The organism is Sinomonas sp. R1AF57 (assembly GCF_002224485.1).
In the GTDB taxonomy this organism is placed as follows: Bacteria; Actinomycetota; Actinomycetes; order Actinomycetales; family Micrococcaceae; genus Sinomonas; species Sinomonas flava.
Genome location: NZ_CP022463.1, coordinates 3,786,727 through 3,812,174, shown reverse-complemented (window position 1 = coordinate 3,812,174; position 25,448 = coordinate 3,786,727). Strand labels below are relative to the sequence as shown.

Below are 25,448 nucleotides of genomic sequence, written 5' to 3'. Positions count from 1 at the left end.
ACGCGAAGGGCCCCGGTCATCGACCGGGGCCCTTCTGCTGTGCGCGAGGCGGGATTTGAACCCGCACGCCCTTTCGGACACTGGCACCTGAAGCCAGCGCGTCTGCCGTTCCGCCACTCGCGCGTGGCACTCCCCGAGCCCGTCTCCGAACCCGTGAAAGCAGCGAGAACCAGCATAGCGGAGCGCTGCGGCGATTGCGAAATCGCCTGCCGGGCGGGAGAGGATGGGCGGGCTGCATCGTTACGGGGACGCTACCTGGCCGTTCAGGTCGGACCCAGAGGCGCCCAGTAGTATCGTCACAGGACTGTGCCCGGGCGGACCGACCTTCCGGATGCAGTGCGATGCACCCACCGGCATGATCGTCTACCCCGGAGAGGAGGGGCCATGGGACTGCTCGACAGGCTTGAGCGCGGCATCGAGAAAGCCGTTCACGGCGTCTTCTCCACCGGCTCCAAGGGCCAGGTCCAGCCGGTCGAGATCGCGAGCCGGCTGCGCCGCGAGATGGACCACCAGGCCTTCGCGATCGACCAGGGCCGCACGCTGGCGCCCAACGTCTTCGAGGCGCACCTCTCGGACACCGACTTCGAACGGGCCCGCGGCTGGGGCCAGCCCCTCGCCGAGGAGCTGTGCGACGTCGCGGTCAAGCACGCGCGCTCCCAGGGGTACACGCTCCAGGGACCGGTGCGCTTCACGTTCCGACACGACGCGTCCCTCAAGGGCGGCGAGTTCGAGGTCGTCTCCCGCACCGAGAAGGGCGCCCCGCGCCCCAACATCCCGGCCGCGCCGAGCCGGCAGCCCGTGCAGCTGAGCCCCGTCCTCGAGATCGACGGCCAGCGGTACTCGCTCAACGCCGACTCGGTCGTGCTCGGGCGCTCGTCCGAGGCGGACATCGTCGTCGACGACACCGGGGTCTCGCGCCGCCACATCGAGATCCGCACGGAGTCCGGCACCGCCTACGCGGTGGACCTCGGATCGACCAACGGCAGCTACGTCAACGGCCAGCGCGTCTCCGGCAGCGCGGAGCTCCGCGACGGGTCCACGATCAGCATCGGCCGCACCAAGATCGTCTTCCGCCTGCTTCCGGCACCCCGGGGAGGAAACGCGTGAATGAGCTGACGCTCACCGCTCTGCGGTTGGGCTTCCTTCTGCTGCTCTGGCTCATGGTCTTCAGCGTCGTCGGCGCCATGCGCCGCGACCTGGCCGTGGGTCGGCGCAACAAGACGGGGGCCCCCACCGCGCGGCAGGTCCGCCGCAACCCGGAGCTCGCCGAGCCCCCGGCGAGGCAGCAGGCCCACCGCCTGGTCGTCGTCGAGGGTCCCCTCGCGGGCACGAGCGTCCCGCTGGCCGAGAGCCCCATCCTGCTCGGGCGCGCCCAGGAGGCCACGCTGGTCCTCGAGGACGACTATGCCTCCGGCCGGCACGCGCGCCTCTTCCCGCAGGGCAGCCGCTGGTTCATCGAGGACCTCGGGTCGACCAACGGCACCTACCTCGCCGACCAGCAGCTCACCCGTGCCCAGCCGGTCGAGCTCGGTGTGCCGATCCGCATCGGCAAGACCGTGATCGAGCTGAGGCCCTGATCTTGGCTGACGCCCGTCTGGTCCTCCGCTACGCCGCCCGCTCCGACGTGGGCCGGCTCCGCTCGAAGAATGACGACTCCGCGTATGCGGGCCGTCACCTCGCCGTCGTCGCCGACGGCATGGGCGGGCATGCGGGCGGGGACGTGGCGAGCGCCTCGACCGTTCTGGACCTCATCCACCTCGACCACGGCGACTACGCGCCCGGCGAGGCGGCGACCCAGCTCGCCGACGAGATCCAGACAGCCAACTCCCTGCTGTCCGAGCTCGTGAGCGCCAACCCGCTCCTGGCCGGGATGGGCACCACCGTCACGGCGATCCTCCTCTCTGGCGACAGCTTTGCGTTCGCCCACATCGGCGACTCCCGCGCGTACCGGCTGCGCGGGAACGACCTCGAGCAGGTCTCGGTGGACCACACCTTCGTCCAGCGCCTCATCAACGAAGGACGCCTGCGTCCTGAGGAGGCCGAGACCCACCCGCACAAGAACGTGCTCATGCGGGTCCTGGGTGACGTCGACGCGAGCCCGGAGCTGGACCTCTCGACCTTCCCCGCGGTCGAGGGCGAGCGCTGGCTCCTGTGCTCCGACGGCCTCAACTATGTGCCGCTGCCCCTCGTGGAGCGCACGCTGCGCGAGTACGACGACCGCGCCGAATGCGCGGACCGGCTCATCGAGCTGACCCTCGCTGCCGGCGCACCGGACAACGTCACGGTGATCGTCGCCGACGTCGAGGCCACCGAGGACGACGACGCGCTGCCGGCTCCCGCCGCTCCCCCGGCTGCCGCGCCGCTCACCGCAGCGGCGGCCGCACGCACGCCCGTGACCTCCGCCGCCGCCCCCTCCGCCGCCGCCCCTGCCGGTGCCGCGGGCAAGGCACAGGCCTCCGGGACCGCTCCCAAGGCTGGCGCCGCCGGCAAGGGGGCGGCACCCGCCGCCCCGACGGCGTCCCCGGCGTCCAAGGATTCCGAGAAGCAGCCTGCGAAGGCGTCCGACGGGGCGCGGCCAGCGGGGGCAGCGTCCCCCGCGGCGGAGGCGCCGTCGGAGGAAGGGCCCGGCACCCCGGCCGCCGTAGGCGACGAGGACCGGCGCGAAGAGCCCGCCACCGACCCCAACCTCGGCGCGCACCTCTCCGCCGAGGTCCTGCGACGCGAGCTCGAGAGCCGCCCCCACGAACTCGTCGGCGCCGCGGCCTCCGCTGCGGAGACCGGGTCGCTGCCCTCGGTCGCGAGCCGGACGGCGGCGCGCCGCGCGGCGGCGATCCTCATGCACCGGAGCCCGGAGGCGGAAGCCGAGGCGGAGGCGGAGGACGAGGAGTCCACATCCTCCGACCGGCCCGCCCGGCGCTGGTTCCGGCTGGGCCTGGGAATCCTGGCCGCCCTCGCCGTGGTGGTGGGCCTCTGGTTCGGCTACGCCTGGACCCAGACGCGCTACTACGTGGGCGCCTTCGACAACCGTGTGGCGATCTACAACGGGGTCTCCCAGCAGCTGGGACCGATTCCCCTCTCGCACGTCCACACGGTCACGAACATCCCGCTCGATTCGCTGAGCCCGTTCACCCAGCAGCGCCTGCGCTCCGGGGTTCCCGCCGACGGGCTCGAGGGCGCCGAGGAGATTGTGCGCAACATCCAGACCGACCCCCAGGGCTGCCTGCCCGGCTCGGGGGCGACCGCGAGCCCGACGGCCACGCCGAGCGGCAGTGCGCCGCCGTCGTCGTCCGCCGCCGCAGCCGCCCCGAGCGCGGCACCGAGCGCGAGCGCCACGCCGAGTGCGAGCGCCTCGGGCTCGCCCAGCACCAGCCCGACCCCCGACCCCTGCCTGGGAGGCACCCGATGAGCGGCGTCGACACCGTGCAGAAGCCACGGCGCAACGCAGAACTTGTGCTCCTGATCCTCGCCCTGGCTGTGGGCATCGGGGCGAGCGCGATGACCGGGGTCAAGGAGGGCACGGCCCTGGACCGGGACTTCTGGCTCCAGTCGGCCCTCCTCGCCGGTGCATCCCTCGCGGTTCATACAGTCCTCCGGTTCCGCGCGAAGTATGCCGATCCGATCATCCTTCCGCTGGTCGTGACGCTCAACGGACTCGGCCTCGCGATGATCCACCGCCTCGACACCCCGGAGACGGACTACGGCAACGCCCAGGCGCGCTGGACGATCATCGGCATGGTCCTCGCGGTCGCCGTGATCTGGTTCCTGCGCGACCACCGGTACCTGCGTCGCTACACCTACATCTCGCTCATCCTGAGCGCGGTCCTGCTGCTCCTGCCGCTCGTTCCCGGGATCAGCGCCGGCGAGGTCAACGGCGCCCAGGTGTGGATCCGCTTCGGCTCGGCCTCGTTCCAGCCCGGAGAGGTCGCCAAGATCACCATCGCGATCTTCTTCGCGGGCTACCTCTCCACGAACCGGGACCTCATCCTGCTCGCGGGGCGCCGCATCGGCCGGCTCCAGCTGCCCCGTTTCAGGGACCTCGGGCCGATGGTGGTCACCTGGCTGGGGGCCATCGGCATCCTCATCTTCCAGCACGACCTCGGCATGTCGATCCTCTTCTTCGGCATCTTCATCTCGATGATCTACATCGCCACGAGCCGTGCCAGCTGGGCGCTCCTCGGCGTGCTGCTCATGTTCGGCGGCGCGATGGCCGCCAGCGTCCTCCTGCCGCACATCCGCCTGCGCATCGACGGCTGGCTCAATGCCTTCTCCCCCGAGGTCTACGGCCGCACCTACGGCAGCAGCTACCAGGTCATCCAGGGCCTGTTCGGCATGGCGAACGGCGGCCTCCTCGGCACCGGCCTCGGCGAGGGGCGGCCGGACCTCGTGCCCTTCCCGCACTCGGACATGATCATCGCCTCCTTCGGCGAGGAGCTCGGCCTCGTGGGCCTGTTCGCGATCATCATGTGCTACGCGCTGCTCATCACGCGCGGCTTCCGCGCCGCGCTCGGCGCCCGCGACTCGTTCGGCAAGCTCCTCGCCGCCGGCCTCTCCGCCGGTATCGCGCTGCAGTGCTTCGTCGTGATCGGCGGCGTCACCCGGCTCATCCCCCTCACCGGACTCACGACGCCGTTCCTCGCCGCGGGCGGCTCGTCGCTCCTGGCGAACTGGATCATCGTGGCGCTCCTCCTCGTGATCTCCAACGCGGCGCGCCGCCCCGTGGACATGACCCCGCTCGACCCGAACGACGCCGCGGGGCCTGCCCCCAGATCGCGGCTGGCCGACCTGACCGACCGGGTGATGCCACCCCGTCGCCGCAGGACAAGCACTCATGACGACACCCAGACCGAGGCGGTGAGGATCCGATGAACCAGGCCATCCGCAACGCCTGGATCGCCGTCGCGGCGCTCTTCGCCCTCATCCTCGGCTCCATCAGCTACGTCCAGGTCATCGGCGCGGACGAGCTGAACAAGAACGCGTGGAACAACCGCGCCATCCTGGCGACCTTCTGCCAGGAGCGCGGCGCGATCCTCGTCGCCGGACAGCCCATCGCCCAGTCCGTCGCCAGCGGCTCCGACACGTGCCAGTACCAGCGCACCTATCCGGGGTCCCCCGAGCTGTACGCCGGGCTCACGGGCTACTACTCCAACGTGTTCGGCTCCACCGGCCTCGAGAACTCGATGAACTCGACCCTCACGGGCCAGTCGGACCAGCTCCTCATGGACCGCGTGCGGCAGCTCTTCCTCGGCCAGCAGCCCAAGGGGGCGACGGTCGAGCTCACCATCGACCCGGTGGTCCAGAAGCTCGCCTACGACCTGATCCCCGACGGGCAGCGCGGCTCGATCGTCGTGACCAACCCCAAGACGGGCGCCATCATCGCCATGGTGTCCAAGCCGAGCTACGACCCGAACAAGGTCGCCACCCACGACCAGGCGGCCGCCCAGGCGGCCATGGCGCAGATCCAGGCGCTCCCCGGCATCAACCTCAACCAGGGCGTGAGCGGGCCGACGGGCGCGCTCCTGGCCCCGGGCTCGGTGTTCAAGCTCGTCGACACCGCGGCGGCCCTGGCCTCGGGCAAGTACACGAAGGACTCCGTCCTGCCCAACCCCGCCGAGATGACCCTGCCGGGCACGAGCGCCAAGCTTCCGAACTACGCGGGAGGCAACTGCTACACGCGCACCGAGGCGAACTTCTCGTTCGCGCTCGAGCAGTCCTGCAACACCCCGTTCGCCTCGATCGCCCTGGATCTGGGGCAGGACGCGATCGGCAAGCAGGCGGCGGCCTTCGGCTTCGGCCAGGACGCGGGCGACCAGCTGCACCTCGACTACTCCCCGGGCGTCTGGCCGCAGAACCTCAACCAGGCCCAGCTCGCCCAGTCCGCGATCGGCCAGTTCGACGTGAAGGCCTCGCCGCTGCAGATCGCCCTCATGACCAGCGCGATCGCCAACGGCGGGGTCCAGATGAAGCCCTCGCTCGTCAAGAGCATCACCGCCCCGGACCTCCGGGTCGTCTCGGAGCCCAAGCCCGAGGTGCTCCGCACGTCGACCTCGCCGGAGATCGCCCGGCAGATCACGGAGTGGATGACCAACGTTGTGTCCCAGGGCATCGCGAACCGCGCGGCAGTCCCCGGCGTCAAGGTGGCCGGCAAGACCGGCACCGCGGAGCTCGGCTCCTCCGGCCTCAACAACTCCTGGTTCACCGGGTTCGCCCCGGCGGACAACCCCCAGGTTCAGGTGACCGTCGTCATGGAAGGCGTCGACGTCAAGACGGGAGCCTCGTTGACCAGTCCCACAGCTAGCAAGATCTTTGAGGCGGTGTTGAAGAAGTGAGACCGACGTCGGGCATCACCTTGGGCGGCAGGTACCACCTGCAGAGCCGGATCGCCATCGGCGGCATGGGCGAGGTCTGGAGGGCGCGTGACCAGGTGCTGGGCCGGATCGTCGCCATCAAGATCCTCAAGGAGGAGTACGCGGGCGACCCGGGCTTCCTCGAGCGGTTCCGCGCCGAGGCCCGCCACACCGCGCTCCTGAACCACCCCGGGATCGCCAACGTCTTCGACTACGGTGAGGCCGAGGGCTCGGCCTACCTCGTGATGGAGCTCGTGCCGGGCGAGCCGCTCTCGTCGATCCTCGAGCGGGAGCGCGTGCTCTCCCCGGACCGCACCCTCAACATCATGGCGCAGACTGCGCGCGCCCTCGCCGTCGCGCACGGGCAGGGCCTCGTGCACCGCGACGTGAAGCCCGGCAACCTGCTCATCACACCGGACCACAAGGTCAAGGTCACCGACTTCGGGATCGCCCGCCTCGCCGACCAGGTGCCCCTGACGCAGACCGGGCAGGTCATGGGGACCGCCCAGTACCTCGCCCCGGAGCAGGCCACCGGCCAGCAGGCCACCGGCTCGAGCGACATCTACTCGCTCGGAGTCATCGGGTACGAGTGCCTCACGGGCCACCGCCCGTTCTCCGGCGAGAGCCAGATCGCGATCGCACTCGCCCAGGTCAACGACGCCCCGCCGCCGCTTCCCGAGCAGCTTCCCGCCCCCGTGCGGGCGCTGCTCATGTCCATGCTCGCCAAGGACCCGCGCAGCCGCCCGGCGAACGCGATCAAGCTCGCCGAGGCGGCGGAGGCAATCCGCCGCGGGGACATCGCCGCGGCGCACGCGGCGGTCCCCGCCATGGTCCAGCACGACGACTCGACGGCCGCGATCACGACTCCCGCCACGGGCAGGACCCAGCAGCAGACGGCCCCGACCGCCGTCGTCGGCGGTGCAGGCCTGGCCGCCGCAGCCGGTGCCGCCGCAGCCGCGCACGGCACCCCGCCGACGTCGGCGCTCCCCGTGGTCGGCGACGACGAGGGCTACTCGGCCTCGGAGGCGCCCGCGCGGCCGCTGTACGCCTCGGTGGACGACGACGAGGACGTGGCACCCCATGAGGAGGCCCGCCGCGAGCGGAAGCGCAGCGCGCTGACGTGGCCGCTGGTCGGGCTCCTGCTGCTGATCCTGTTCGTGCTGATCGGCGTCTGGCTCTCCAACGCCGGCCTGTTCAGCCCGACCCCGCTGCCGAGCTCCCCGGCGACCTCGACGGCGGCGAGCACGCCCCCGCCGTCGAGCGCCACGCCGACCCCCACGCCCACGCCGACCCGGACGACCCCGGTGCAGACGCCCACGGGACCCGCCACGGTCAACGTGGTTCCCGCGGCGTACCTCGGCCGGAACTACACTCAGGTCAAGGCCGAGCTCGAGGCACTCGGGCTCGGTGTAGCGCTCAACCCGGTGGCCTCGCAGACCGGGACGATGGGCCAGGTCACGAACATCGAGCCGAGCGGGCAGGTCACGGTCGGCTCGACCGTCACCGTGACCTACCTCAACGTCCAGCCGCCTGTGACGCCCACCCCCACGCCGACCCCCACGCGGACCAACGGCAACAGCTCACAGACCACGAACCAGACCCCGAGCCTCACGCTTCCAGCGCTCCCCGGCCAGTGACCACATGACCTCATCCGCCAATCCGCCCGTAGAACGAGAGGACGAGCCCATGCCGCGTCCCCTCGTCCTCTCGGGCCGCTACGAGCTCGGCGAGCTGATCGGCCGGGGCGGGATGGCGGACGTCTACGAGGGGCGCGACCTGCGCCTCGGCCGCACGGTGGCCGTGAAGATGCTGCGGCCGGACATGGCGCGGGACACCCAGTTCCGGGTGCGGTTCGAGCGGGAGGCCAGGGCGGTGGCCGGGCTGAACCACGCCTCCATCGTCGCGGTCTACGACACCGGCGAGCAGCAGCCCGACCCGGGGACGCCGCACGCGGTCGCGGTGCCCTACATCGTGATGGAGCACGTGGGCGGGCAGACGCTCCGCGAGCTCATCCGCGCCAACTCCGTCACGGTCGATGAGGCGGTGGACTACATGCTCGGCGTGCTGTCCGCGCTCGAGTACAGCCACCGCTCCGGGATCGTGCACCGGGACATCAAGCCCGCGAACGTCATGGTCTGCCGCGACTCCGGCGCCGTGAAGGTCATGGACTTCGGGATCGCGCGCGCCATGGCGGACTCCGCGGCGACCATGACCCAGACCCAGGCGGTGGTCGGCACGGCCCAGTACCTCTCCCCGGAGCAGGCCCGCGGCGAGGTCGTGGACGCCCGCAGCGACCTGTACTCCGCCGGGTGCCTCCTGTATGAGCTGCTCACGGGGCGCCCGCCGTTCGTGGGCGAGTCCGCCGTCTCGGTCGCGTACCAGCACGTCCAGTCCTCTCCCCCGCCCGCCTCGGACTTCAACCCGAAGGTCACCCCGGCCCTCCAGAGCGTCCTGGACAGGGCGCTCGAGAAGGACCCCGACGCACGCTTCCAGGACGCTGCGGCGTTCCGGCGTGCCCTGCGCGCCGCGCGGGCCGGCGTCGTCGTGCCCCCTCGTCCCCTCACGGGCGGCGGGGCGGCTGCGGCGGCGGCGGCAAGCCTCGGCGCGGCCGGAGCAGGTGCCGCCGCGGCGGCGGAGGCGGGCCCCGAGGATCCCGCGCACGACGCCGGCGTCCCCAGCCAGGCGGTCAACGTCGCCGACGGCGGCGGGGCGGAGGACGGCGCCGGACGCCACGCCGCGTCGTCACACCTCGGGGACACCGGCCAGATCCCGCAGGTCCAGGCGGCCCCGGCGGCCGGACTGATCGCGTTCGACGACGCCCGCGACGAGGAACGGGCCCGGCGCGGTCGCGGCAAGCGCCGCGCCTGGATCACCGTGCTGATCCTGGCCGCGCTGCTGCTCATCGGCGCGGGCGGCCTCTGGCTGTACCAGTACGTGAACCAGCCGGCGGCCGTGACCACGGTAACCGTGCCCTCCGTCGAGAACATGAGCGAGACGGAGGCCGCGCTGCTGCTACAGCGGCAGGGTCTCGAGCTCGAGCCCATCCAGCGGCCCAACCACCCGACCGTGCCCAAGGGCACGGCGATCGACACGATCCCCGGTGCAGGAACGCAGCTCCAGAAGGGCAGCAAGATCACCCTCGAGGTCTCCTCGGGGCCCTCGAGCGCCGAGATACCGAAGGACCTCATCGGGGCCACCGAGGCCGGGGCGCGGGCGACCCTTGAACGGCTGGGGCTCAAGGTCAAGCCCCGCTCCGTGCTGGCCAACGACCCGAAGGCCCCCTACGGGACGGTGATCGCCACGAACCCGGGGGTGGGGCAGATGGTCGCCATCGGCTCCGAGGTGGAGCTGACGGTCTCCACGGGGAAGGTCACGGTTCCCGAGCTGCGCGGCAATGCCCTCGCGGACGCCCAGACCATCCTGACCGGCCTCGGTCTCCGCGCCGATCCCCGCGAGGTCGAGAACGCAGTCGTGGCTCCCGGCACGGTCACCGACCAGTCGCCGGCGCCGGACGGGAATGTGGACCAGGGAGGCGTGGTGATCCTCTCGGTCGCGAAGGCTCCGCCCGCTCCGCCTCCCCCGGCTCCGTCGCCCACCCCGACGCCGACCAGCACGCAGCCGGCGAATCCGAAGTCCACCCAGAACCCCGGCCACGGCAACGGCTGAGCCGGGCCAGCGGCCCGGCGGCCGTCAGGCGCGGCGTCGGTCCTCAGGCGCCGGCGGTGATGAGCGGGCTCAGCGTGGAGGCGCGGGCTGCCGCGCCCCGGAGCCCCAGGGACTCGAGCCACGTGCCGAGCATCTGGTAGCCACCCTCGGTCAGGACGCTCTCGGGGTGGAACTGGACCCCGCACAGCGGCGCCGTCCTGTGGGCAAGGCCCATGACGACCCCCGAGTGCGTGTGGGCCGTGATCTCGAGGACATCGGGGATGCTCTCCGCGAGGGCCGCGAGGGAGTGGTAGCGCGTGGCTGTGAAGGGGCTCTTGAGTCCGGCGAAGACGCTCTTGCCTTCATGCTCCACGAGGGATGTCTTCCCGTGCATGAGCTCCGGGGCATGGGTCACGGTGCCGCCGTAGGCCTCCGCGAGGGCCTGGTGGCCGAGGCAGACGCCGAGCATGGGCTTGTTGTTCTCGCCGCACCACCTGATGAGCTCGATGCAGACCCCGGCCTCGGCGGGGTTGCCCGGCCCCGGGGAGATGAGCACGCCGTCGCGCGCAGCGGCGAGCTCGATCGCCTCGTCGAGGGACACATCGTCGTTGCGCACCACGGTCGTCTCAGCGCCGAGCTGCTGCAGGTAGCCGACCAGCGTGTAGACGAACGAATCGTAGTTGTCGATGACGAGAATGCGCGTGCTCATGGGGGTTTCGGCCAATCGTGGAGTGGGCGGGACCGGCAGGCCCGGGCGGCTAGACTTGGCTACCAGAACGAGTCAGACAGCAGCACCGCGGCGCGTCGGCGGTGCTTGCAGGATACCAAGCGTGCCCGCCTGCAGCCGAAGGGCGGCCAAGGAGGACCAGTGCCCGATTCACCGGACAAGCCCGAGACCGAGGCGCGCGCCTCGAAGAGCGCGGACAAGGTCCTGAAGAAGTCCTCGAAGCCCAAGCCGCGCAAGAAGAAGCGGACGCCCAGGCCTGCCGGCCCGACCCCGCAGTGGTACAAGTACCTGATGTTCGGGCTCATGATCGTGGGCCTGCTCTGGATCATCGCCTTCTACATCACCCAGGGCCTGTTCCCCGTCCCGGCGATCGGCAACTGGAACATCCTGATCGGCTTCGGAATCGCCATCATCGGGTTCCTGATGACCCTGCGCTGGCGGGGCTGAGCGCACCGAGCACGGCCCTCGCGGCCGCGTCCCATCCGGGCAGCAGGGGCCGCGCGGCCAGGGCGGCTGCCCTCCACCGGGCCCTGACCTCGGCTGAGGCCAGCCACTGGGCCGTCTCCGAGCGCAGTGGGTCCCCGCCCGCCGCAGGGTCTTCCTCGCGCACCGCCGTACCGGCGGCCCCGAGTCCGCCCTCGAGGCTCAGCGCGAGCGCCTCTGCCGCGCCCGTTCCCGCGGGGACGACGGCGGGCACTCCCCTCGCGAGCGACTCCGCCACGACCAGTCCGAACGTCTCGGACTCCGACGCGAGCAGCGTCAGGTCCGCACGCGCCCACTCCTGATCGAGCTCGGCGCCGCGCAGTTCCCCTGGCACCTCGATGCGGTCTTCGAGCCCCAGGCGCCGCACCTCATCGCGGACAGCGCGCGCATAGTCCGGGTCGGCGGCGTCGTGCCCGGCGAGCGTCGCCGTCCACGGCAGGCGGGCCAGCCCGGCCAGTGCCCGCACGATCCTCAGCTGCCGCTTCCCCGGCAGCAGCGCAGCGAGGCACAGCAGGTGTGGAGGCGCCCCCGCCGCCAGGCTCCCCGGTGAGACGGGGGCACGCACGACGCCGGGCCGCGCCACGCGTGCCCGGGTCCCGTAGCGCTCGGCGAGCCGGCGCGCCGCGAAGCTGCTCGGGACGATGACAGCGTCGGGCGCTGCGAGGGAGGCACGCTCGAGCGCAGCGAGGCGGCGCCTCCCCTCCGGTGTGAGGCCCGGGGCGTCGGGGAGGGACATGTGCACGAGGATCCCGAGGCGCGCTGGCCCTGAGGCCGCCGCGGCGCGCACCTCCTCCGGTGCTCCGAGCGCGAGGAGCCCGTCGACGAGCACCGCGTCCGGCGACGCGGCCGCGCGGGCTGGGGACGCGCCGTCGTGCGCGGTGGCGGACGGGACGCCGAGCGCGGCGGCAAGGGACGCCCGTTCCGCGGGGGAGCCGACCGGCCAGGCGCCCGGCACCTCGACCGTCTCGACCCGCACGCCGAGCGCGGCGAGCGCGCTGGCGAGCCTCGCGTTGTAGACGTTCCCGCCAGAGGAGTAGCCGAGGCTGCCGGGAACCACCAGGCGCAGGTCCACGGCGGGGCCCGCGGGGCTAGGCGCCCGTACCCCGCCCGCGGGCGAGGTCCATCGTGCAGGAGGCCCACGCATCCGGGTTCTCGCGCAGGGTGACCTCGACGGCGGAGAGGTGGTCGAGGTGTCGCAGGTTCTCGGCAGCGGCGACGGCCACGTGCTGTGCGAGGACCTCGGTGGTGGTGAGCCGGCCGGCGAAGTCGGGGTGCTCGTCGAGGTTGCGGTAGCGGATCCCGTCGAGGATCGCGCCGAGCAGCTGCGACGCCTCGCCGATGTCCATGACGGTCGAGTTCGCATCGAGGGCGTCGGCGCGGACGGTGAGCTCGACGACGAACGTCGCCCCGTGGAGGCCCTGCGCCGGCCCGAACGCCGGGCGCGGCAGGCTGTGGGCGATCATCGCGTGGTCACGGACGGTGAGGCTGAACATGCGGCTCCTTGCGTGGTTGCTGTCACTGCGCCCCGGGGTAGCGGATCACGTGGCACAGCCCCGGCAGGGACCCCTCGGCGAGGCGGTCCATGGTCTGCGGCAGGTCGGAGAAGTCGGAGACCGCGCCGAGGAGCGCGTCGAAGGCGGGATCCTCGAGGAGGCTCAGCGCGAGGGCGAGCCGCTCGCCGCAGGTGCGCCGGTGCCGGCGCGGGAGGGCCACCTGGCCGACCTGGGCGGCCTTCAGTGAGAGCCGGCGCGCGTGGAAGTCGGCGCCCAGGGGCACCGGCACCGCGTCCTCGCCGTACCAGGAAAGCTCTATGACGTCGCCGTCGTCGCCCACGATTTCGAGGCACCGGGCCAAGCCCGCCGGGGAGGCCGAGGCGTGGAAGACGATGTCGCAGTCTGCCGAGGCGTCCTCGGGGAAGGCAAAGCGCACCTGCAGGGCCTCCGCGATGCCGGCGCGCACGGGGTCGCTGTCCACGGCCTCGAGGCGGGAGAGCGGGAAGCGGCGCAGGAGGGCCGCCGTCGACGCGCCGATGAGCCCGCACCCCACGACGGCGACGCGGTCGCCGATCCGCGGGCCCGCCTCCCAGAGCGCGTTGATCCCGGTCTCCACAGCACCGGCGAGGAGGGCGCGGCGCGGGGGCACGCCGTCGGGCACAGGCACGAGGTCCGCTGCCGGGACCACGTAGCGGTCCTGATGGGGGTAGAGGCAGAAGACCGTCCGGCCCTCGAGCTCGGCCGGGCCCTGTTCCACGACGCCGACGGACAGGTAGCCGTACTTCACCGGCGCCGGGAAGCTGCCCTCCTGGTGGGGTGCCTCCATGAGCCCCGCGACGCGGGCAGGGACACGGCCCGTATGCACGAGGTTCTCGGTGCCGCGCGAATGCCCGGAGTACAGGGTGCGCACCAGTGCTTCCCCCTCCCCCGGCGGCCGGAGCTGCTCGCGTCGGAGCTCGCCGCGGCACGGACCCGTGGTCCAGTAGGCCGTGGCTGTCAGGTCATCGGTCCCGCCGGTCTGCGCCATCGACTCGACCCTACCCATGCCCGCCCGCGGCGAACCAGCGCTGGCGTGCACGGCGTGCCGCCCCGGGACCCTGCCCACGGCAGGCAATCTAGACTTGAACAGTGACCACCGCCCCGAGCACACGGACCGACGAGGCCCGTCAGACCCACGCCTACTTCGACGACACGTACCTCACGGAGGCGGACGCGACCGTGATCGCGTCCGGGACGGGCGAGGACGGACCCTGGGCCGCGGTCTCACCGAATATCTTCCACCCCAAGGGCGGCGGCCAGCCGTCCGACGAGGGCACGCTCGACGGCGCAGCGGTGACCCCCGCGCGCGACGAGGACGGGCTCGTCGTGCTGCTCGGAGCCCCGACCGTGCCCGACATCGGGGCCCGCGTCGCATGCCGGGTCGACGCCGCGCTGCGCCGCCGGCACGCTGCCCTGCACACGGCCGGCCACGTTCTGGGACACCTCGGCGAGGCGCGCGGCTGGACGCACTCGGGCCACTCGCACTTCCCAGGCCAGGCGCGGCTCGACTTCGACCCGAGCGGGCACGAGCACGAGCTCGCCATCCCCGAGCTCCGCGACGCCGTGCGGGCCGAGCTGCAGGCGCAGATGGACGAGGTGCTCGCCCGCGGCGGAGCCGTCTCGGCGTCCGTGGACGCGGCGGGCCACCGCACCGTGACGATCGAGGGCGTCAACGCCGAGCCGTGCGGCGGGACGCATGTGCGCACTCTCGCGGACCTGGCCGGCGTCCGCATCCTCGAGGTCAAGGTCAAGCGCGGCGCCATCAAGGTCCGCTACGAGGCCGAGCACCGTGACCAGGCAGGGGGTGACGCCGCATGAGCGTGTGGGTGAAGATCTGCGGGCTCTCCACGCCCGAGTCGGTCGAGACGGCGGTCGCGGCGGGCGCGGACGCGCTCGGCTTCGTGCTCGCGGCCGGCAGCCCCCGGACGGTCGACGCCGCGCGCGCCGCGTCGCTCGTGGCGGTCGCCCGGGAGGCGGGCCGCCGCGCGGGGCGCGAGGTGGAGACGGTCGCGGTGGTGCGGCACCAGGGCGCGGACGAGGTGGAGCGGCTCGCGCGCGAGGCCGGCGTCGACGCGGTGCAGCTGCACGGCGACGAGCCCGAGGCCGACGCCGACTCGCTGCGCACCGCGGGTTTCCGCGTGATCCGCGCGCTCTCGGCCGGCGAGTACGGGGCGCGGGTCGCCGCGGGATGGACGAGCTCCGACCGGCTCCTGCTCGACGCCGCGGTCCCTGGGTCCGGGACGCGTATCGGCGCCGAGGAGCTCGCCGAGGCGCCCGCGGGCTTCTGGATCCTGGCCGGCGGCCTGTCCCCCGCCAATGTGGCCGAGGCCGTCGCGGCCCTTGGCCCGGGCGGGGTCGATGTCTCGAGCGGCGTCGAGTCGATGCGCGGCGTCAAGGACCTGGCCCTCATCCGGGCCTTCATCGCGGCCGCACGGGGCTGAGGAATTCTTTCTGGGTTATATGCGCGCCTGGGCGCTCATGGCGCTCGGCATGTCACGGCGGCCGGCTCCTTCCGTGGGGAAGGCGCCGGCCGCCGTCGTAGGTGCCGCAAGCGCTCGGGGAGGGCGGGGAACGCAACCCCGGCCCCGGACTGCGTCAGCGGTGGGTGACATGCACCGGGCGGACCGCAGCTGTGCGGCCGAGGACCACGCCCAGGCCCAGCATGCCCATGCCCAGCACGAGGTGGAGGATGTTGTCCGCGGCGTTGAGGGGCACGAAGTTCGCGGCGGTCTCGCCTCCGAACACGAGCCCGTACACGAACAGGACGAGGTACACCGCGCCGCCCCACGCGAGGTAGCCCTTGGCACCGGCCACGGAGCGGCCCAGCGCGAGCCCCGCGACGCCGAACAGCAGGTGCACGACGTTGTGGAGCACCGAGACCTGGAACAGGCCCAGGAGGAAGGCCTCGGAGTGGTGGCCGGCAAGGCCGATCCCCGGGCCCGCGGTGATGCCGGGGATGAACCCGAGCACCCCGACGAGGAGGAACACGGCGCCCACCGCGGTCGCGGCGATCTGGACGGCGGTCCGGCGGTTCGAGAGGACTGACGTGGACATGGTGGCTCCTATCGAGTCGGCCGGCGCCCTGACTCGAAGCGCCGGTGCGGTGGCCCGCATCCTCACTTCGGAGCCGGCGCACAGGCGGATTGGGGTGGCCGCATATACGCTTTCGCGTACCAGCCGGTGTTCCAGGTAGTGAGCGCGGGAGACGGACACGCAAAGGAGACACGACGATGAGCGCACCTCCTCGGTACTCATTGCCGGGAAGTGTGCCGGGCCCCGCTCAGCCCGCCAAGCCCCAGAGCGGCCTGACGCGGTGGCTGCTGGAGAAGCGGGTCCATCAGCCCGTGGGCCCCGAGGTCCCCGAGGACCACGGGCAGCAGAGCTGGTGGAAGGTCATGTGCCTGACCGGGGTGGACTACTTCTCGACCCTCTCCTACCTTCCCGGCATCGCAGCCCTGGCGGCAGGCGCCCTTTCCCCCCTGGCGACCCTGCTCATCGTGGCGCTGACCCTCCTGGGCATGCTGCCCATGTACCGCCGGGTGGCCAAGGAGAGCCCGCACGGCCAGGGGTCGGTGGCCATGCTCGAGGACCTGCTGCCCTTCTGGCGCGGGAAGGTGTTCGTCCTCGTGCTCCTGGGCTTCGTGGCGACGTCCTGGATCATCACCATCACGCTCTCGGCCGCCGATGCCTCGGTGCACCTGATCGAGAACCCCCTGCTGCCGCATGCCCTCCTGGACGGGAAGGCGGTGCTGATCACCGTTGTGCTCCTCCTGATCCTGGGCGGTGTGTTCCTGCTCGGCTTCTCCGAGGCCGTGGCCGTGGCCATCCCCCTCGTCGCCGCGTTCCTCGGCCTCAACGCCGTGGTCATCGGCGTGGGCTTCGCGGACCTGCTCGCCCATCCGGTCACCGTCTCGGACTGGTGGGGTGCCCTGAACGGCGGCGGCGGGCTGTCCGGGATCGTGGGTCCTGCCATCCTGGCCTTCCCGCTCCTGGTCCTGGGGCTCTCCGGCTTCGAAACCGGGGTGAGCATGATGCCCCTCGTCGCCTCCCGGGGCGAGACGGTCGAGGAGAAGATGGCCTCGCGCATCCGCAACACCCGCAAGCTGCTGACCTCCGCGGCCGTGATCATGAGCATCTACCTGATCGGCAGCAGCTTCGTCACGACCCTCCTCATCCCGGCTCAGGAGTTCCAGCCGGGCGGGCAGGCCAACGGCCGGGCCCTCGCGTACCTGGCGCACGAGCGGCTGGGCGGGGTGTTCGGATCCGTCTACGACATCAGCAGCGTGCTCATCCTCTGGTTTGCCGGGGCCTCGGCCATGGCAGGCCTCATCAACATCGTGCCCCGCTACCTGCCCTCCTACGGCATGGCCCCCGAGTGGTCCCGGCACATCAGGCCGGTGGTGCTCGTCTACACGGCCATCAGCATCCTCATCACGCTCGGATTCCGGGCAGACGTGAACGCCCAGGCCGGTGCGTACGCGACGGGGGTCCTGGCCATGATGGTCTCCGGCGCGGTCGCAGTGACCATTTCGGCCATCCGCCGTCGGCAGCGGGCCGCCTCCGTGGCCTTCTCGGTCCTGAGCCTGATCCTGCTCTACGCGCTGGCGGACAACGTGGTCGAGAAGCCCGACGGCCTCGCGATCTCCGCGCTCTTCATCGCGGGCATCGTCGTCGTCTCACTCGTCTCGCGCATCACGCGCACCACGGAGCTGCGCGCGGACCGCATCGTGTTCGACGAGGCCGCGCGGCGCTTCATCGTCGAGTCGCTGGAGTACGACGGGCGCCTCAACCTCATCGCGAACCGGCCGCAGGCACGGGATGAGGCGGAGTATGCCGAGAAGGAGCTGGCGCAGCGAGAGATCAACCCGGTCCCGGGGGCCGCGGACGTGATCTTCCTCGAGGTGGACATCACGGACCCGTCGAAGTTCAGCGGCACCCTCGAGGTCCACGGCGTCGAGGTCGGGGTCTTCAGGGTGCTTCGCGTCCAGAGCCCTGCAGCGCCCAACGCCATCGCCGCGATCCTCCTGGCGCTCCGCGATGCGACGGGTGTGCTCCCCCAGGCGCACTTCGAATGGTCGGAGGGCAACCCGCTGGCGCACCTCATGCGCTACCTGCTGCTGGGCCGGGGCGACACTCCGCCGGTCGTGCGGGAGATCATCCGCGAGCACGAGCCGGACCCGAAGCGCCGCCCCGGCATCCACGTCAGCTGACCGCGCCGGCCGCCCCTCCCAGCCGGCGCGGCCGTGCCGCGGCACCTTTCAGGAGAACTGCTTGACCAGGATCGGCGGCGTGGTCGGCGCGGGCGAGCCGCCGGCCGGTTCCACGGTGACGCCGATCGCCGTCGAGGATCCGATCCCTCCCGTGAGCTCGTTCCACGTGGTGCCCCCGCCCCCGGGCATGAGGCCTGCGGGCTGCATGGTGCCCGAGGTGTCCTCGAGCCAGAGCTCGTAGACGTGGCCGGGCGGGGTCGCGGGCATGCCCACCGTCATGACGCCGCCGACCGACTGCGTCTGCGAGTGCACGATGAGCATCGTCCCGCCGCCGGGCACGGTGACCTCCTGCACCTTCGCGTCGGGTGCGGCGAGGATGCGGCCCATCCCCGCGCTCGGGGCGTTGGCCGCGACCGCGAGCTGGCGGAGGGCGTCGTCGCGCTGCTTCTGGACCTGCAGGCCCCACACCCCGGCGCCTCCGGCCGCGACGAGCAGGACGGCGGCCGCCGCAGCGAGCCATTTGCTGCTCGAGGGGAACCGTGACGCACGACGGCGGCGCTCACCGAGGTCGGCGACCGTCGCCCCACCTCCCCCTCTGGGGGTCACCTCCTGGGAGTCAGCTCCCGCGGGTGCCGGGCCCGGCGCGGCGGGACGGGACCCCGCAACGTCGGGACGGGACCCCTCGTCGAGGACGTCGAGCTGGGGTGTGACGGCGATCTGCGCCATGAGCCGGGCCTTGAGGTCCGGCGGGGGCGCCACCGGCGTCGTGCCCGCGGCGAGCAGCGCGGCCGTCTCTGCGAGCTCGCGAGCCTCCTCCGCCGTAGGGTCCCCGAACGCGAGGGTGCCCTCGAAGCGGCGGCGCTCGTCGTCGTCGAGCGCGTTGAGAGCATAGGCGCCCGTCAGCAGGTGCAGCTGGTCATCCATGGCTCACTCCCAACACGTCTCTCAGGCGGATCATTCCGTCGCGGATCCTGGTCTTCACAGTGCCCAGGGGCAGTCCCAGGGCGTCGGCGACTTCGCCGTAGGTGTAGCCGCCGTAGTAGGCGAGGCGGATCGCCTGCTTCTGCACCTCGGTCAGCGACTCGAGGGCCTTGTTCACCCGCTCGCTCTCGAGCGCCACCTCGACGCGGTGCTCCACGTCGTCGTAGCTCTCGCGGTATTCGCGGATCCCCTGGCGCAGGTCGCGGTCGGTGGCGGCCTGGGCGGCGCGGACGCGGTCGACGGCGCGGCGGTGCGCCATCACCGTGATCCACGCCCGGGCGCGGCCCCGGTCAGCGTCGAACCGCCTGGCCTGCTGCCAGACCTCGAGGAACACCTCCTGGGTGACCTCCTCGGACTGCGCCGGGTCGCGGACCACGCGCAGCACGAGACCGTGGACGAGCGGCGCGAGGGCGTCGTACAGGTCCCCGAAGGCAGCCTGGTCGCCGCGGGCGACCCGGGCCATGAGCTCGTCGAGGTCCGGTGCGGGAGCGGCCCCGCCGTCGTGGTCCGGCATGTAGACCACTGTCTCACGTCCGGGCATGCGCCTTCCCCCTCGTCTCGGTGTCCTGATCCTGGCGCCCGCGGGAAAAGCGGCCGGCGGGCCGAGCGCCTCGCGCCCGGCCCGCCGTCGGGCTCTTGTGTCTGGGCTGTGGACTACTTCGCCGGCGGCAGCAGGACCGTGTCGACGAGGTAGACCGTGGCGTTGGCCGTCTTGACGCCGCCGCAGATCACGTTGGCGCCGTTGACCTGGAGCGAGTTCCCGGAGCCGGTGACCTTCACGCTCTGGCCCTCCACCGTGGCGTGGTCGCCCGCGATCGAGGCCGGCTCGATCTGGCCCGGGACCACGTGGTAGGTGAGGATCTTCTTCAGCGTGGCGTCATCGGTCTTGAGGGATTCGATCGTGGCCGCGTCGATCTTGGCGAACGCGCTGTCCACCGGCGCGAAGACGGTGAACTGGCCGCCGTTGAGCGTGTCGACGAGATTGACCTTGGGGTTGAGCTTGCCCGAGACCGCCGCGGTCAGCGTGGTCAGGAGCGGGTTGTTGGAGGCGGCGACAGCGACGGGGTCCGTGCTCATGCCCTGCACCGATGCGGGGCCGGACGGGTTGGCCTTCGCGTAGTCCGCGCACCCGGCGCCGACGAGGTTCGCGGCCGGGTCGGACTTCGACATCGCCGACGCGGATGGGCTCGACGCCATGCTGCTGGAGGAACTGGACATGGCGGACGACGACGAGGGGCTGCTCGCCGTCGTCGTCCCGCCGCACGCGGCGAGGCCGAACGTGCTGAGGGCCGCGAGGCCGACGACGACGGACGTGCGCTTGATGATGTTCATGGCTTCACTCCTGGGTCACGGGGTGGTGGCTGGCACCTGTACTTCGGAGCGGCCGCGACAGCGGATTGGACGTCTTTCAGCCGCCCAGCATCCCCCGCAGGGTCAGGGCGTTGCGGACGGCGTTCCCGCCGCCGTCGTTGTTGAAGTACGCGAAGACTTCGTGCCCGGCGGCATCCCACTCGCGGATGCGTCCGGCCCACCAGTCGAGGTCCGCATCCGAGTAGGAGCCGGCGTAGAGGTGCTGGTGGTCGGGGCCGTGGAGCCGGACGTAGACGTGGTGGGCCGTGGCCTCGAGGATGCACGGCAGCCCGGCACCGCTCATGACGCAGTACGCCGCGCCGTGGCGGCGCAGGAGGTCGAAGACTGCGGGATCGTGCCAGCTCGGGTGGCGGAACTCGACGGCCGCGCGGATCCACGGCGGCAGGCTGCCGAGGAACCAGTCCAGCCGCGCGTCGTCGCGCGCGTTGTGCGGGGAGAGCTGGACGAGGAGCACGGCGCGGCGCGGCCCCAGCTCGTGCCACGAGGCCGCGATGCGGGCCGCCCACGCCTCGGGCGCGTAGAGCCGCTTGCCGTGCGTGAGGCCGCGCGGGGCCTTGACCGAGAGGAGGAAGCCCTCGGGGAGCCGACGGCGCCAGGAGGCGAACGCCGTCGTGCGCGGCCAGCGGTAGAAGCTTGCGTTGAGCTCAACGGTGGAGAAGGTGCGGGCGTACAGGCCCAGCCGGTCCCAGGGCCGGGTCCCCGGCGGGTACAGGGTGTGCTCCCAGTGGTCGTAGCTCCACCCCGAGGTTCCGATGTGCCACGCCATGATCAGGTGAGTCCCACGCCGGTGAAGCGGGCGAGTTCGTCCAGCAGATCCTGCTGGAAGTGCGTGTCGTGGACCGACGGATGCGGTTCACGGCGCCGCTGGTGGTGCCAGTAGCCGCCGCTCGTGAGGGCGTCGGGATCCTCGCTGGTCGCGAGCCATTCCTGGGTGAGGTGCCCGAGGCGAAGGTCGTCGGGGGCTCCGCGCCCTCCCATCCGCGTGGGCACCCACCCGGGATCCACGGCGTTGCTCAGGGTGTCCGGCCAGCGGGCCGCGACGGCCGCCATCAAAGTGGTCACGAGCAGCTTGCTGTCCGAGTAGGAGCCCGTGGCGCGGCCGCCGCTCCAGTCGAGGCCAGCGAGGCGGGCATGGCCGCTGTAATGCATCCCGCTGCTCAGGTAGACGAGCCGGTCCGGCCGCTGCATGAGCGCGGTGAGCAGGTACGGTGCGACGACGTTGACCGGCAGGACGGCACGGCTGCCCAAGACGCCGGCGTTGTGGATGACGGCGTCCATGCGCCCCAGCCGGTTCGCCTGCTCGGCGACGTCCCGCATCTCGCCGAGGTGCGCCAGATCGCCGACGACGGCGCCGGCACCCGCGCGGATCAGCTCGTCGAGAGCGGAGAGCCGCTCGGGGTTGCGCGCGTGGACGACCACCTCGTGGCCCGCGCGGAGCAGCGTCTCGGCCGCCGCCCTGCCCAGGCCGTCGGCGGACCCCGTGACCAGGATCCTCATGTGCCTCACCTCCCCCACCCATGATGGCAGGACCGTTTGCGGCAGGGCCCCTCGGGTAGGTAGGCATGAGCGCCGGACGTCCGGGGCCGGTGCCTGACCCCGAGGAGTGGCCATGGCTGCCTGCGACATGTGCGGAAACGAGTACGACAAGACGTTCACCCTCACGCAGGGCGACAGGTCGGGGACATTCGACAGCTTCGAGTGCGCCATCCACGCCTTTGCCCCCACATGCGGGCACTGCGGGTGCCGGATCCTCGGCCACGGGGTCGAATCAGGCCAGGGCATGTACTGCTGCGCGCACTGCGCGCAGGCGAGCGGGGTCGAGGGCCTCGCGGACCGGGTGAAGTAGGCCGTGCCGGCTCCTCTGGCGGGCGTCCTGTTCGATGTCGACGGGACGCTCGTGGACTCCACCTACTTCCACACGCTCGCATGGTGGCACGCCTTCCGCCGCTTCGACCACGACGTGCGCATGAATGCGATCCACCGCTGCATCGGCATGGGCGGGGACAAGCTCGTCGACAGCCTGCTGGGCCCGGAACGGGACAGGTCCCAGGACCAGGAGGTCATGGACACCCACGCCGCGGTGTTCTCAACCTTCTGGCCGCACCTGAGGGCGTTCGACGGCGCGCGCGGCCTCCTGGCCCGCTCCCGCGACGCGGGGCTGAAGGTCGTCCTCGCGTCCTCGGCCCGGGAACAGGACCTGGGCGCGCTCCGGGCCGCCCTCGGCGCCGACGAGGTCGTGGACGCGGCCACGAGCTCCGCCGACGCCGAGGAGTCCAAGCCCGCCCCGGACATCCTCGTGGCAGCCCTCAAGGCCGCAGGCCTCGAGGCGTCCGAGGTCCTCTTCGTGGGGGATGCGGTATGGGATGTGCAGGCCGCCGCCGCTCTCGGCATCACCACCGTCGGCGTGGCCTCCGGCGGGTACAGTGGCGCGGAGCTGACCGATGCCGGCGCAGCAGAGGTGTTCGACTCACCCCGAGACCTTCTGGACGGCTTCGAGGGGAGCCTGATCGGGAAGCGGCTGAGGGCCTGATCCCGACGCCAGGTACTCCATGAGCCGCCGGACGCCGAAGGTCCAGGGTGTCAGCTCCTCGGCGCGCGCCGTGACGTTGACGAGCGATCCGAGATGCGGGCTCGCGATCGTGACGACGTCCCCGAGGTGATGTGTGAACCCTTGGCCCGGCGCGTCCCGGTCATGGGTGGGCGCGAAGAGGGTGCCGGTGAACAGGGCAAACCCGTCCGGGTACTGGTGGTGGGCGCCGAAGGCGGCGGAAATCAGGTCCTCGAAGGGCCGGCTGATCCGACTCAGGCTGTTCTGCCCTCGGAGTCGGAAGCCGTCCTGCCCGTCCACCGTCAGCGTGATCTCCTCATCTCGCAGGGTCTCCAGGGTGAAGTCGCCGCCGAAGAGGCGGATGAAGGGTCCGACCGCGCACGACGCGTTGTTGTCCTTGGCCATGCCGAGCAGGAGCGCGCTCCGCCCCTCCACGTCTCGGAGGTTCACGTCGTTGCCCAAGGTCGCTCCCCGCGCCCTGCCGTGCGAGTCGACGAGCAGAACCAGCTCGGGCTCGGGGTTGTTCCATTCCGAGAAGGAGGGGATGCCGATGGGGGACCCAAAACCAACGCTGGCCAGCACGGGAGCCTTGGTGAACACTTCGGGATCGGGCCCGAGCCCTACTTCCAGGTACTGGGACCACATTCCCCGCTCGGAGAGGATCGCCTTCACCCGGCGGGCCTCCTCGGAGCCGGGCTGCACCGAACCGATGCTGCCCCCGAGCGCGGCCAGGACTGAGCTGCGCACGGCGGCGGCCCTGTGGAAGTCCCCGCCGCACCGTTCCTCGATGACCCGCTCCACCATGCTGTCCACGAAGGTGACCCCGCACGCCTTCACCACCTGGAGATCGATGGGCGCGAGCAGGCGGGGCCTCTCGGCACCGGCCTCGAGCGAGGCCTCGACGAGGCTCGCGAGGCTCCAGCGGGCCAGAGACTGGTCCGAGGCCACCCACTCCCCCGGATCGTCCAGGTCCAGGAGGGCGGAGACCGTCCGGACGCGGTCCGTGTGGTCGAAGACCTCGTCCCCTCTCACCGAGACCACCCGGGGGCCGCCGGACTCCGGATCCCAGACCCGGCCGACGAGCAGCGCGCGGGATCCGTCAGAGGGAAGGACCACGGAATCCGTCAGCGCGTTCACAGGATCCCCGCCTTCTCGGTGCTCGCCTCGTGGACGCCGTCGACCCGGCGCCGGATCCCCCACGGGTTCTCGTCCAGCAGGGCGGGGGGCAGCTGTTCGGAGGGGAACGAATCGTAGGCGACGGGCCGCAGGAACCGGCGTATCGCGGCGGTGCCCACGGAGGTGGTGCCCGAGGCCGTGGTCGCGGGGTACGGTCCGCCGTGCTGCTGCGCGTAGGTCACGCTCACCCCGGTCGGCCAGGAGTTCCAGACCAGACGGCCCGCCCGATCCCCGAGCACCGCGAGCAGTTCGCTCACGTCCTCGGACGGTTCGCCCTGCACGGTGGCTGTCAGCTGGCCGTCGAGCAGGGCAGCGAGACCGGACAGGTCGGTGCCGGGATCGTAGCGCACCATAAGGGTTGCGGGCCCGAACATCTCCAGCTCCAGCAGGTCAGGGTTGTCCTGCACGGTCCGGGCGTCCGTGAGCAGGACAGTGGGGCGGGGCGCCTCCGACTCTCCGCCGGCCATGAGCACGCGTACGCCCGGGTGGGACTGGACCTCGCTCAATGCGTGGTCGAATCCCTCGCGCAGTCTGGGGCTCAGGAGCGGGGCGCGGGTCGCGTCGCGCAGCTCTGCAGCGAGGGCCGCGGCTGTCTCTTCGGCGTCCTCGATGGGAGCGAACAGCAGGCCCGGCTTGGTGCAGAACTGCCCCATGCCGAGGGTGAAGGACTTGGCGTAGCCGGCGAGGATGCTGTCCCGGCGGGCAGCCCAGGCCTGCTCAGTCACGAAGACGGGGTTGATGCTGCCGAGTTCGCCGAAGAAGGGGATCGGCACGGGACGCCGCGCGGCGCGGTCGAAGAGTGCCCGGCCGCCCGCCGTCGACCCCGTGAAGCCGATGGCCTTGACCAGGGGATGGTCCACGATGGCCTCGGCCGCCTCCCGGCCGGACACGACGGAGAAGAGCCCCTCCGGCGCTCCCGCTCGCGCGAGGGCGTCACGCACGACCTCGCCGGTCAGCAGGGCCAGCTCGAGATGGCCGTCGTGCGCCTTGTGCACCACGCCGCAGCCCGCCGCCAGGGCGGAGGCACTGTCCCCGCCCATGACGCTGAAGGCGAAGGGGAAGTTGGAGGCACCGAAGACGCCGACGACTCCGAGCGGGACGTTCATCCTGCGCAGGTCGGGCCGTGGGCCCATCCCCCAGCCGGGATCGGCGTGGTCGATGGTTGCCTCGAGGTGCTCTCCGGCCATGATTTCGCCGACGAAGAGGCGGAGCTGGAAGACGGACCGCTTGAGCTCGCCGCCGAGCCGGCCCTCGTCCAGGTGGGTTTCGCGGTGGGCCACTGGGACGAGTTCGGCCGCGGCTTCCTCCAGGCCGGTGGCGATGGCCTCAAGCCATCCGGCCCGGGTGGCGGGATCGACCTCACGGCTGCGCTCATAGGCGGCGTGGGCCGCGAGGATGTGGTCGTGGGTCTCGGGAACCGAGGTGGTCATT

The 25,448-nt window shown here is 71.9% G+C and carries 25 protein-coding genes and 1 tRNA gene; 13 read left to right on the top strand and 13 right to left on the bottom strand.

The window, feature by feature from the left end:
- Positions 1-40: 40 nt before the first annotated feature.
- Positions 41-123, bottom strand: a tRNA-Leu gene (locus tag CGQ25_RS17655).
- Between the two features lie 261 nt (positions 124-384).
- Between CGQ25_RS17655 and CGQ25_RS17650 the strand changes: the two genes are divergently transcribed.
- Genes CGQ25_RS17650 through pknB form a run of 7 tightly spaced genes read left to right on the top strand, consistent with a single transcriptional unit; the run spans position 385 to position 10,010 of the window.
- On the top strand, positions 385-1,107 hold the full coding sequence (locus tag CGQ25_RS17650) for a DUF3662 and FHA domain-containing protein (RefSeq protein ID WP_208711099.1): 723 nt from the start codon (positions 385-387) through the stop codon (positions 1,105-1,107).
- Positions 1,104-1,577 (top strand): FHA domain-containing protein, encoded by a 474-nt coding sequence (locus CGQ25_RS17645; RefSeq protein ID WP_208711098.1) that lies wholly within the window; start codon positions 1,104-1,106, stop codon positions 1,575-1,577. The genes CGQ25_RS17650 and CGQ25_RS17645 overlap by 4 nt, the downstream gene beginning before the upstream one ends.
- Positions 1,578-1,579: 2 nt before the next feature.
- Positions 1,580-3,406 carry a PP2C family serine/threonine-protein phosphatase gene (locus CGQ25_RS17640; RefSeq protein WP_255405433.1) on the top strand — a complete coding sequence of 609 codons (1,827 nt, stop codon included), beginning with the start codon at positions 1,580-1,582 and terminating at the stop codon, positions 3,404-3,406.
- Complete coding sequence (locus CGQ25_RS17635; protein WP_208711097.1) at positions 3,403-4,866, top strand: FtsW/RodA/SpoVE family cell cycle protein; 1,464 nt, start codon at positions 3,403-3,405, stop codon at positions 4,864-4,866. Before CGQ25_RS17640 ends, CGQ25_RS17635 begins: the two co-directional genes overlap by 4 nt.
- On the top strand, positions 4,863-6,326 hold the full coding sequence (locus tag CGQ25_RS17630) for a penicillin-binding protein 2 (protein ID WP_208711096.1): 1,464 nt from the start codon (positions 4,863-4,865) through the stop codon (positions 6,324-6,326). The genes CGQ25_RS17635 and CGQ25_RS17630 overlap by 4 nt, the downstream gene beginning before the upstream one ends.
- A complete protein-coding gene (locus CGQ25_RS17625; RefSeq protein WP_208711095.1) occupies positions 6,323-7,981 on the top strand; it encodes a serine/threonine-protein kinase in 1,659 nt (552 codons plus the stop codon). The genes CGQ25_RS17630 and CGQ25_RS17625 overlap by 4 nt, the downstream gene beginning before the upstream one ends.
- 49 nt (positions 7,982-8,030) lie before the next feature.
- Positions 8,031-10,010, top strand: a complete 1,980-nt coding sequence (pknB, locus tag CGQ25_RS17620) for a Stk1 family PASTA domain-containing Ser/Thr kinase (protein WP_255405431.1) — start codon at positions 8,031-8,033, stop codon at positions 10,008-10,010.
- A 43-nt stretch (positions 10,011-10,053) separates the two neighbouring features.
- Here the strand turns inward: pknB and CGQ25_RS17615 are convergent, their stop codons facing one another.
- Positions 10,054-10,698 (bottom strand): aminodeoxychorismate/anthranilate synthase component II, encoded by a 645-nt coding sequence (locus CGQ25_RS17615; RefSeq protein ID WP_208711093.1) that lies wholly within the window; start codon positions 10,696-10,698, stop codon positions 10,054-10,056.
- 222 nt (positions 10,699-10,920) lie between these two features.
- On the opposite strand from CGQ25_RS17615, the gene CGQ25_RS17610 reads away from it, so the two are divergent.
- The gene (locus CGQ25_RS17610) at positions 10,921-11,163 is read left to right on the top strand and encodes a cell division protein CrgA (RefSeq protein WP_208713173.1); all 243 of its coding nucleotides are present in this window, start codon (positions 10,921-10,923) and stop codon (positions 11,161-11,163) included.
- Here the strand turns inward: CGQ25_RS17610 and CGQ25_RS17605 are convergent.
- From CGQ25_RS17605 to CGQ25_RS17595, 3 genes are read right to left on the bottom strand one after another with little or no spacing between them, the layout of a single operon-like run.
- Positions 11,126-12,271, bottom strand: coding sequence for a glycosyltransferase family 4 protein (locus tag CGQ25_RS17605; protein WP_255405427.1), 1,146 nt, complete (start codon positions 12,269-12,271; stop codon positions 11,126-11,128). The genes CGQ25_RS17610 and CGQ25_RS17605 overlap by 38 nt on opposite strands.
- Before the next feature lie 16 nt (positions 12,272-12,287).
- Complete coding sequence (locus CGQ25_RS17600) at positions 12,288-12,692, bottom strand: 6-carboxytetrahydropterin synthase (RefSeq protein WP_208711091.1); 405 nt, start codon at positions 12,690-12,692, stop codon at positions 12,288-12,290.
- A 22-nt stretch (positions 12,693-12,714) separates the two neighbouring features.
- The gene (locus CGQ25_RS17595) at positions 12,715-13,719 is read right to left on the bottom strand and encodes a zinc-binding alcohol dehydrogenase (protein ID WP_208711090.1); all 1,005 of its coding nucleotides are present in this window, start codon (positions 13,717-13,719) and stop codon (positions 12,715-12,717) included.
- A 101-nt stretch (positions 13,720-13,820) separates the two neighbouring features.
- Between CGQ25_RS17595 and CGQ25_RS17590 the strand changes: the two genes are divergently transcribed.
- A complete protein-coding gene (locus tag CGQ25_RS17590; RefSeq protein ID WP_208711089.1) occupies positions 13,821-14,549 on the top strand; it encodes a hypothetical protein in 729 nt (242 codons plus the stop codon).
- Complete coding sequence (locus CGQ25_RS17585) at positions 14,546-15,172, top strand: phosphoribosylanthranilate isomerase (protein WP_208711088.1); 627 nt, start codon at positions 14,546-14,548, stop codon at positions 15,170-15,172. Before CGQ25_RS17590 ends, CGQ25_RS17585 begins: the two co-directional genes overlap by 4 nt.
- A 154-nt stretch (positions 15,173-15,326) precedes the next feature.
- Here CGQ25_RS17585 and CGQ25_RS17580 read toward each other — a convergent pair whose 3' ends face one another.
- Positions 15,327-15,785: a DUF4383 domain-containing protein gene (locus tag CGQ25_RS17580; RefSeq protein WP_208711087.1), complete on the bottom strand. Its 459-nt coding sequence runs from the start codon at positions 15,783-15,785 to the stop codon at positions 15,327-15,329.
- Between the two features lie 176 nt (positions 15,786-15,961).
- Here CGQ25_RS17580 and CGQ25_RS17575 point away from each other — a divergent pair, with 176 nt between their 5' ends.
- Positions 15,962-17,941 (top strand): APC family permease, encoded by a 1,980-nt coding sequence (locus CGQ25_RS17575; protein WP_208711086.1) that lies wholly within the window; start codon positions 15,962-15,964, stop codon positions 17,939-17,941.
- Between the two features lie 48 nt (positions 17,942-17,989).
- On the opposite strand, the gene CGQ25_RS17570 is transcribed toward CGQ25_RS17575, so the two are convergent.
- The 5 genes from CGQ25_RS17570 to CGQ25_RS17550 form a co-directional block, all read right to left on the bottom strand.
- Positions 17,990-18,865, bottom strand: coding sequence for an anti-sigma factor domain-containing protein (locus CGQ25_RS17570; RefSeq protein WP_208711085.1), 876 nt, complete (start codon positions 18,863-18,865; stop codon positions 17,990-17,992).
- Complete coding sequence (sigK, locus tag CGQ25_RS17565) at positions 18,858-19,463, bottom strand: ECF RNA polymerase sigma factor SigK (protein WP_369802254.1); 606 nt, start codon at positions 19,461-19,463, stop codon at positions 18,858-18,860. Before sigK ends, CGQ25_RS17570 begins: the two co-directional genes overlap by 8 nt.
- 113 nt (positions 19,464-19,576) lie before the next feature.
- Complete coding sequence (locus CGQ25_RS17560) at positions 19,577-20,254, bottom strand: fasciclin domain-containing protein (protein WP_208711084.1); 678 nt, start codon at positions 20,252-20,254, stop codon at positions 19,577-19,579.
- 76 nt (positions 20,255-20,330) lie between these two features.
- The gene (locus tag CGQ25_RS17555; protein ID WP_208711083.1) at positions 20,331-21,059 is read right to left on the bottom strand and encodes a DUF72 domain-containing protein; all 729 of its coding nucleotides are present in this window, start codon (positions 21,057-21,059) and stop codon (positions 20,331-20,333) included.
- A 2-nt stretch (positions 21,060-21,061) separates the two neighbouring features.
- Complete coding sequence (locus CGQ25_RS17550; protein WP_222703680.1) at positions 21,062-21,790, bottom strand: SDR family NAD(P)-dependent oxidoreductase; 729 nt, start codon at positions 21,788-21,790, stop codon at positions 21,062-21,064.
- Between the two features lie 112 nt (positions 21,791-21,902).
- Here CGQ25_RS17550 and CGQ25_RS17545 point away from each other — a divergent pair, with 112 nt between their 5' ends.
- Both CGQ25_RS17545 and CGQ25_RS17540 read left to right on the top strand, forming a co-directional pair.
- Positions 21,903-22,139, top strand: a complete 237-nt coding sequence (locus CGQ25_RS17545; protein ID WP_208711082.1) for a hypothetical protein — start codon at positions 21,903-21,905, stop codon at positions 22,137-22,139.
- Positions 22,140-22,142: 3 nt separating this feature from the next.
- Complete coding sequence (locus CGQ25_RS17540) at positions 22,143-22,823, top strand: HAD family hydrolase (RefSeq protein WP_208711081.1); 681 nt, start codon at positions 22,143-22,145, stop codon at positions 22,821-22,823.
- Here CGQ25_RS17540 and CGQ25_RS17535 read toward each other — a convergent pair.
- The gene (locus tag CGQ25_RS17535) at positions 22,761-23,978 is read right to left on the bottom strand and encodes a fumarylacetoacetate hydrolase family protein (protein ID WP_255405426.1); all 1,218 of its coding nucleotides are present in this window, start codon (positions 23,976-23,978) and stop codon (positions 22,761-22,763) included. The two genes, CGQ25_RS17540 and CGQ25_RS17535, sit on opposite strands and share 63 nt — an antisense overlap.
- On the bottom strand, positions 23,975-25,447 hold the full coding sequence (locus CGQ25_RS17530; protein WP_208711080.1) for an aldehyde dehydrogenase (NADP(+)): 1,473 nt from the start codon (positions 25,445-25,447) through the stop codon (positions 23,975-23,977). The genes CGQ25_RS17535 and CGQ25_RS17530 overlap by 4 nt, the downstream gene beginning before the upstream one ends.
- Between the last annotated feature and the right edge of the window lies 1 nt (position 25,448).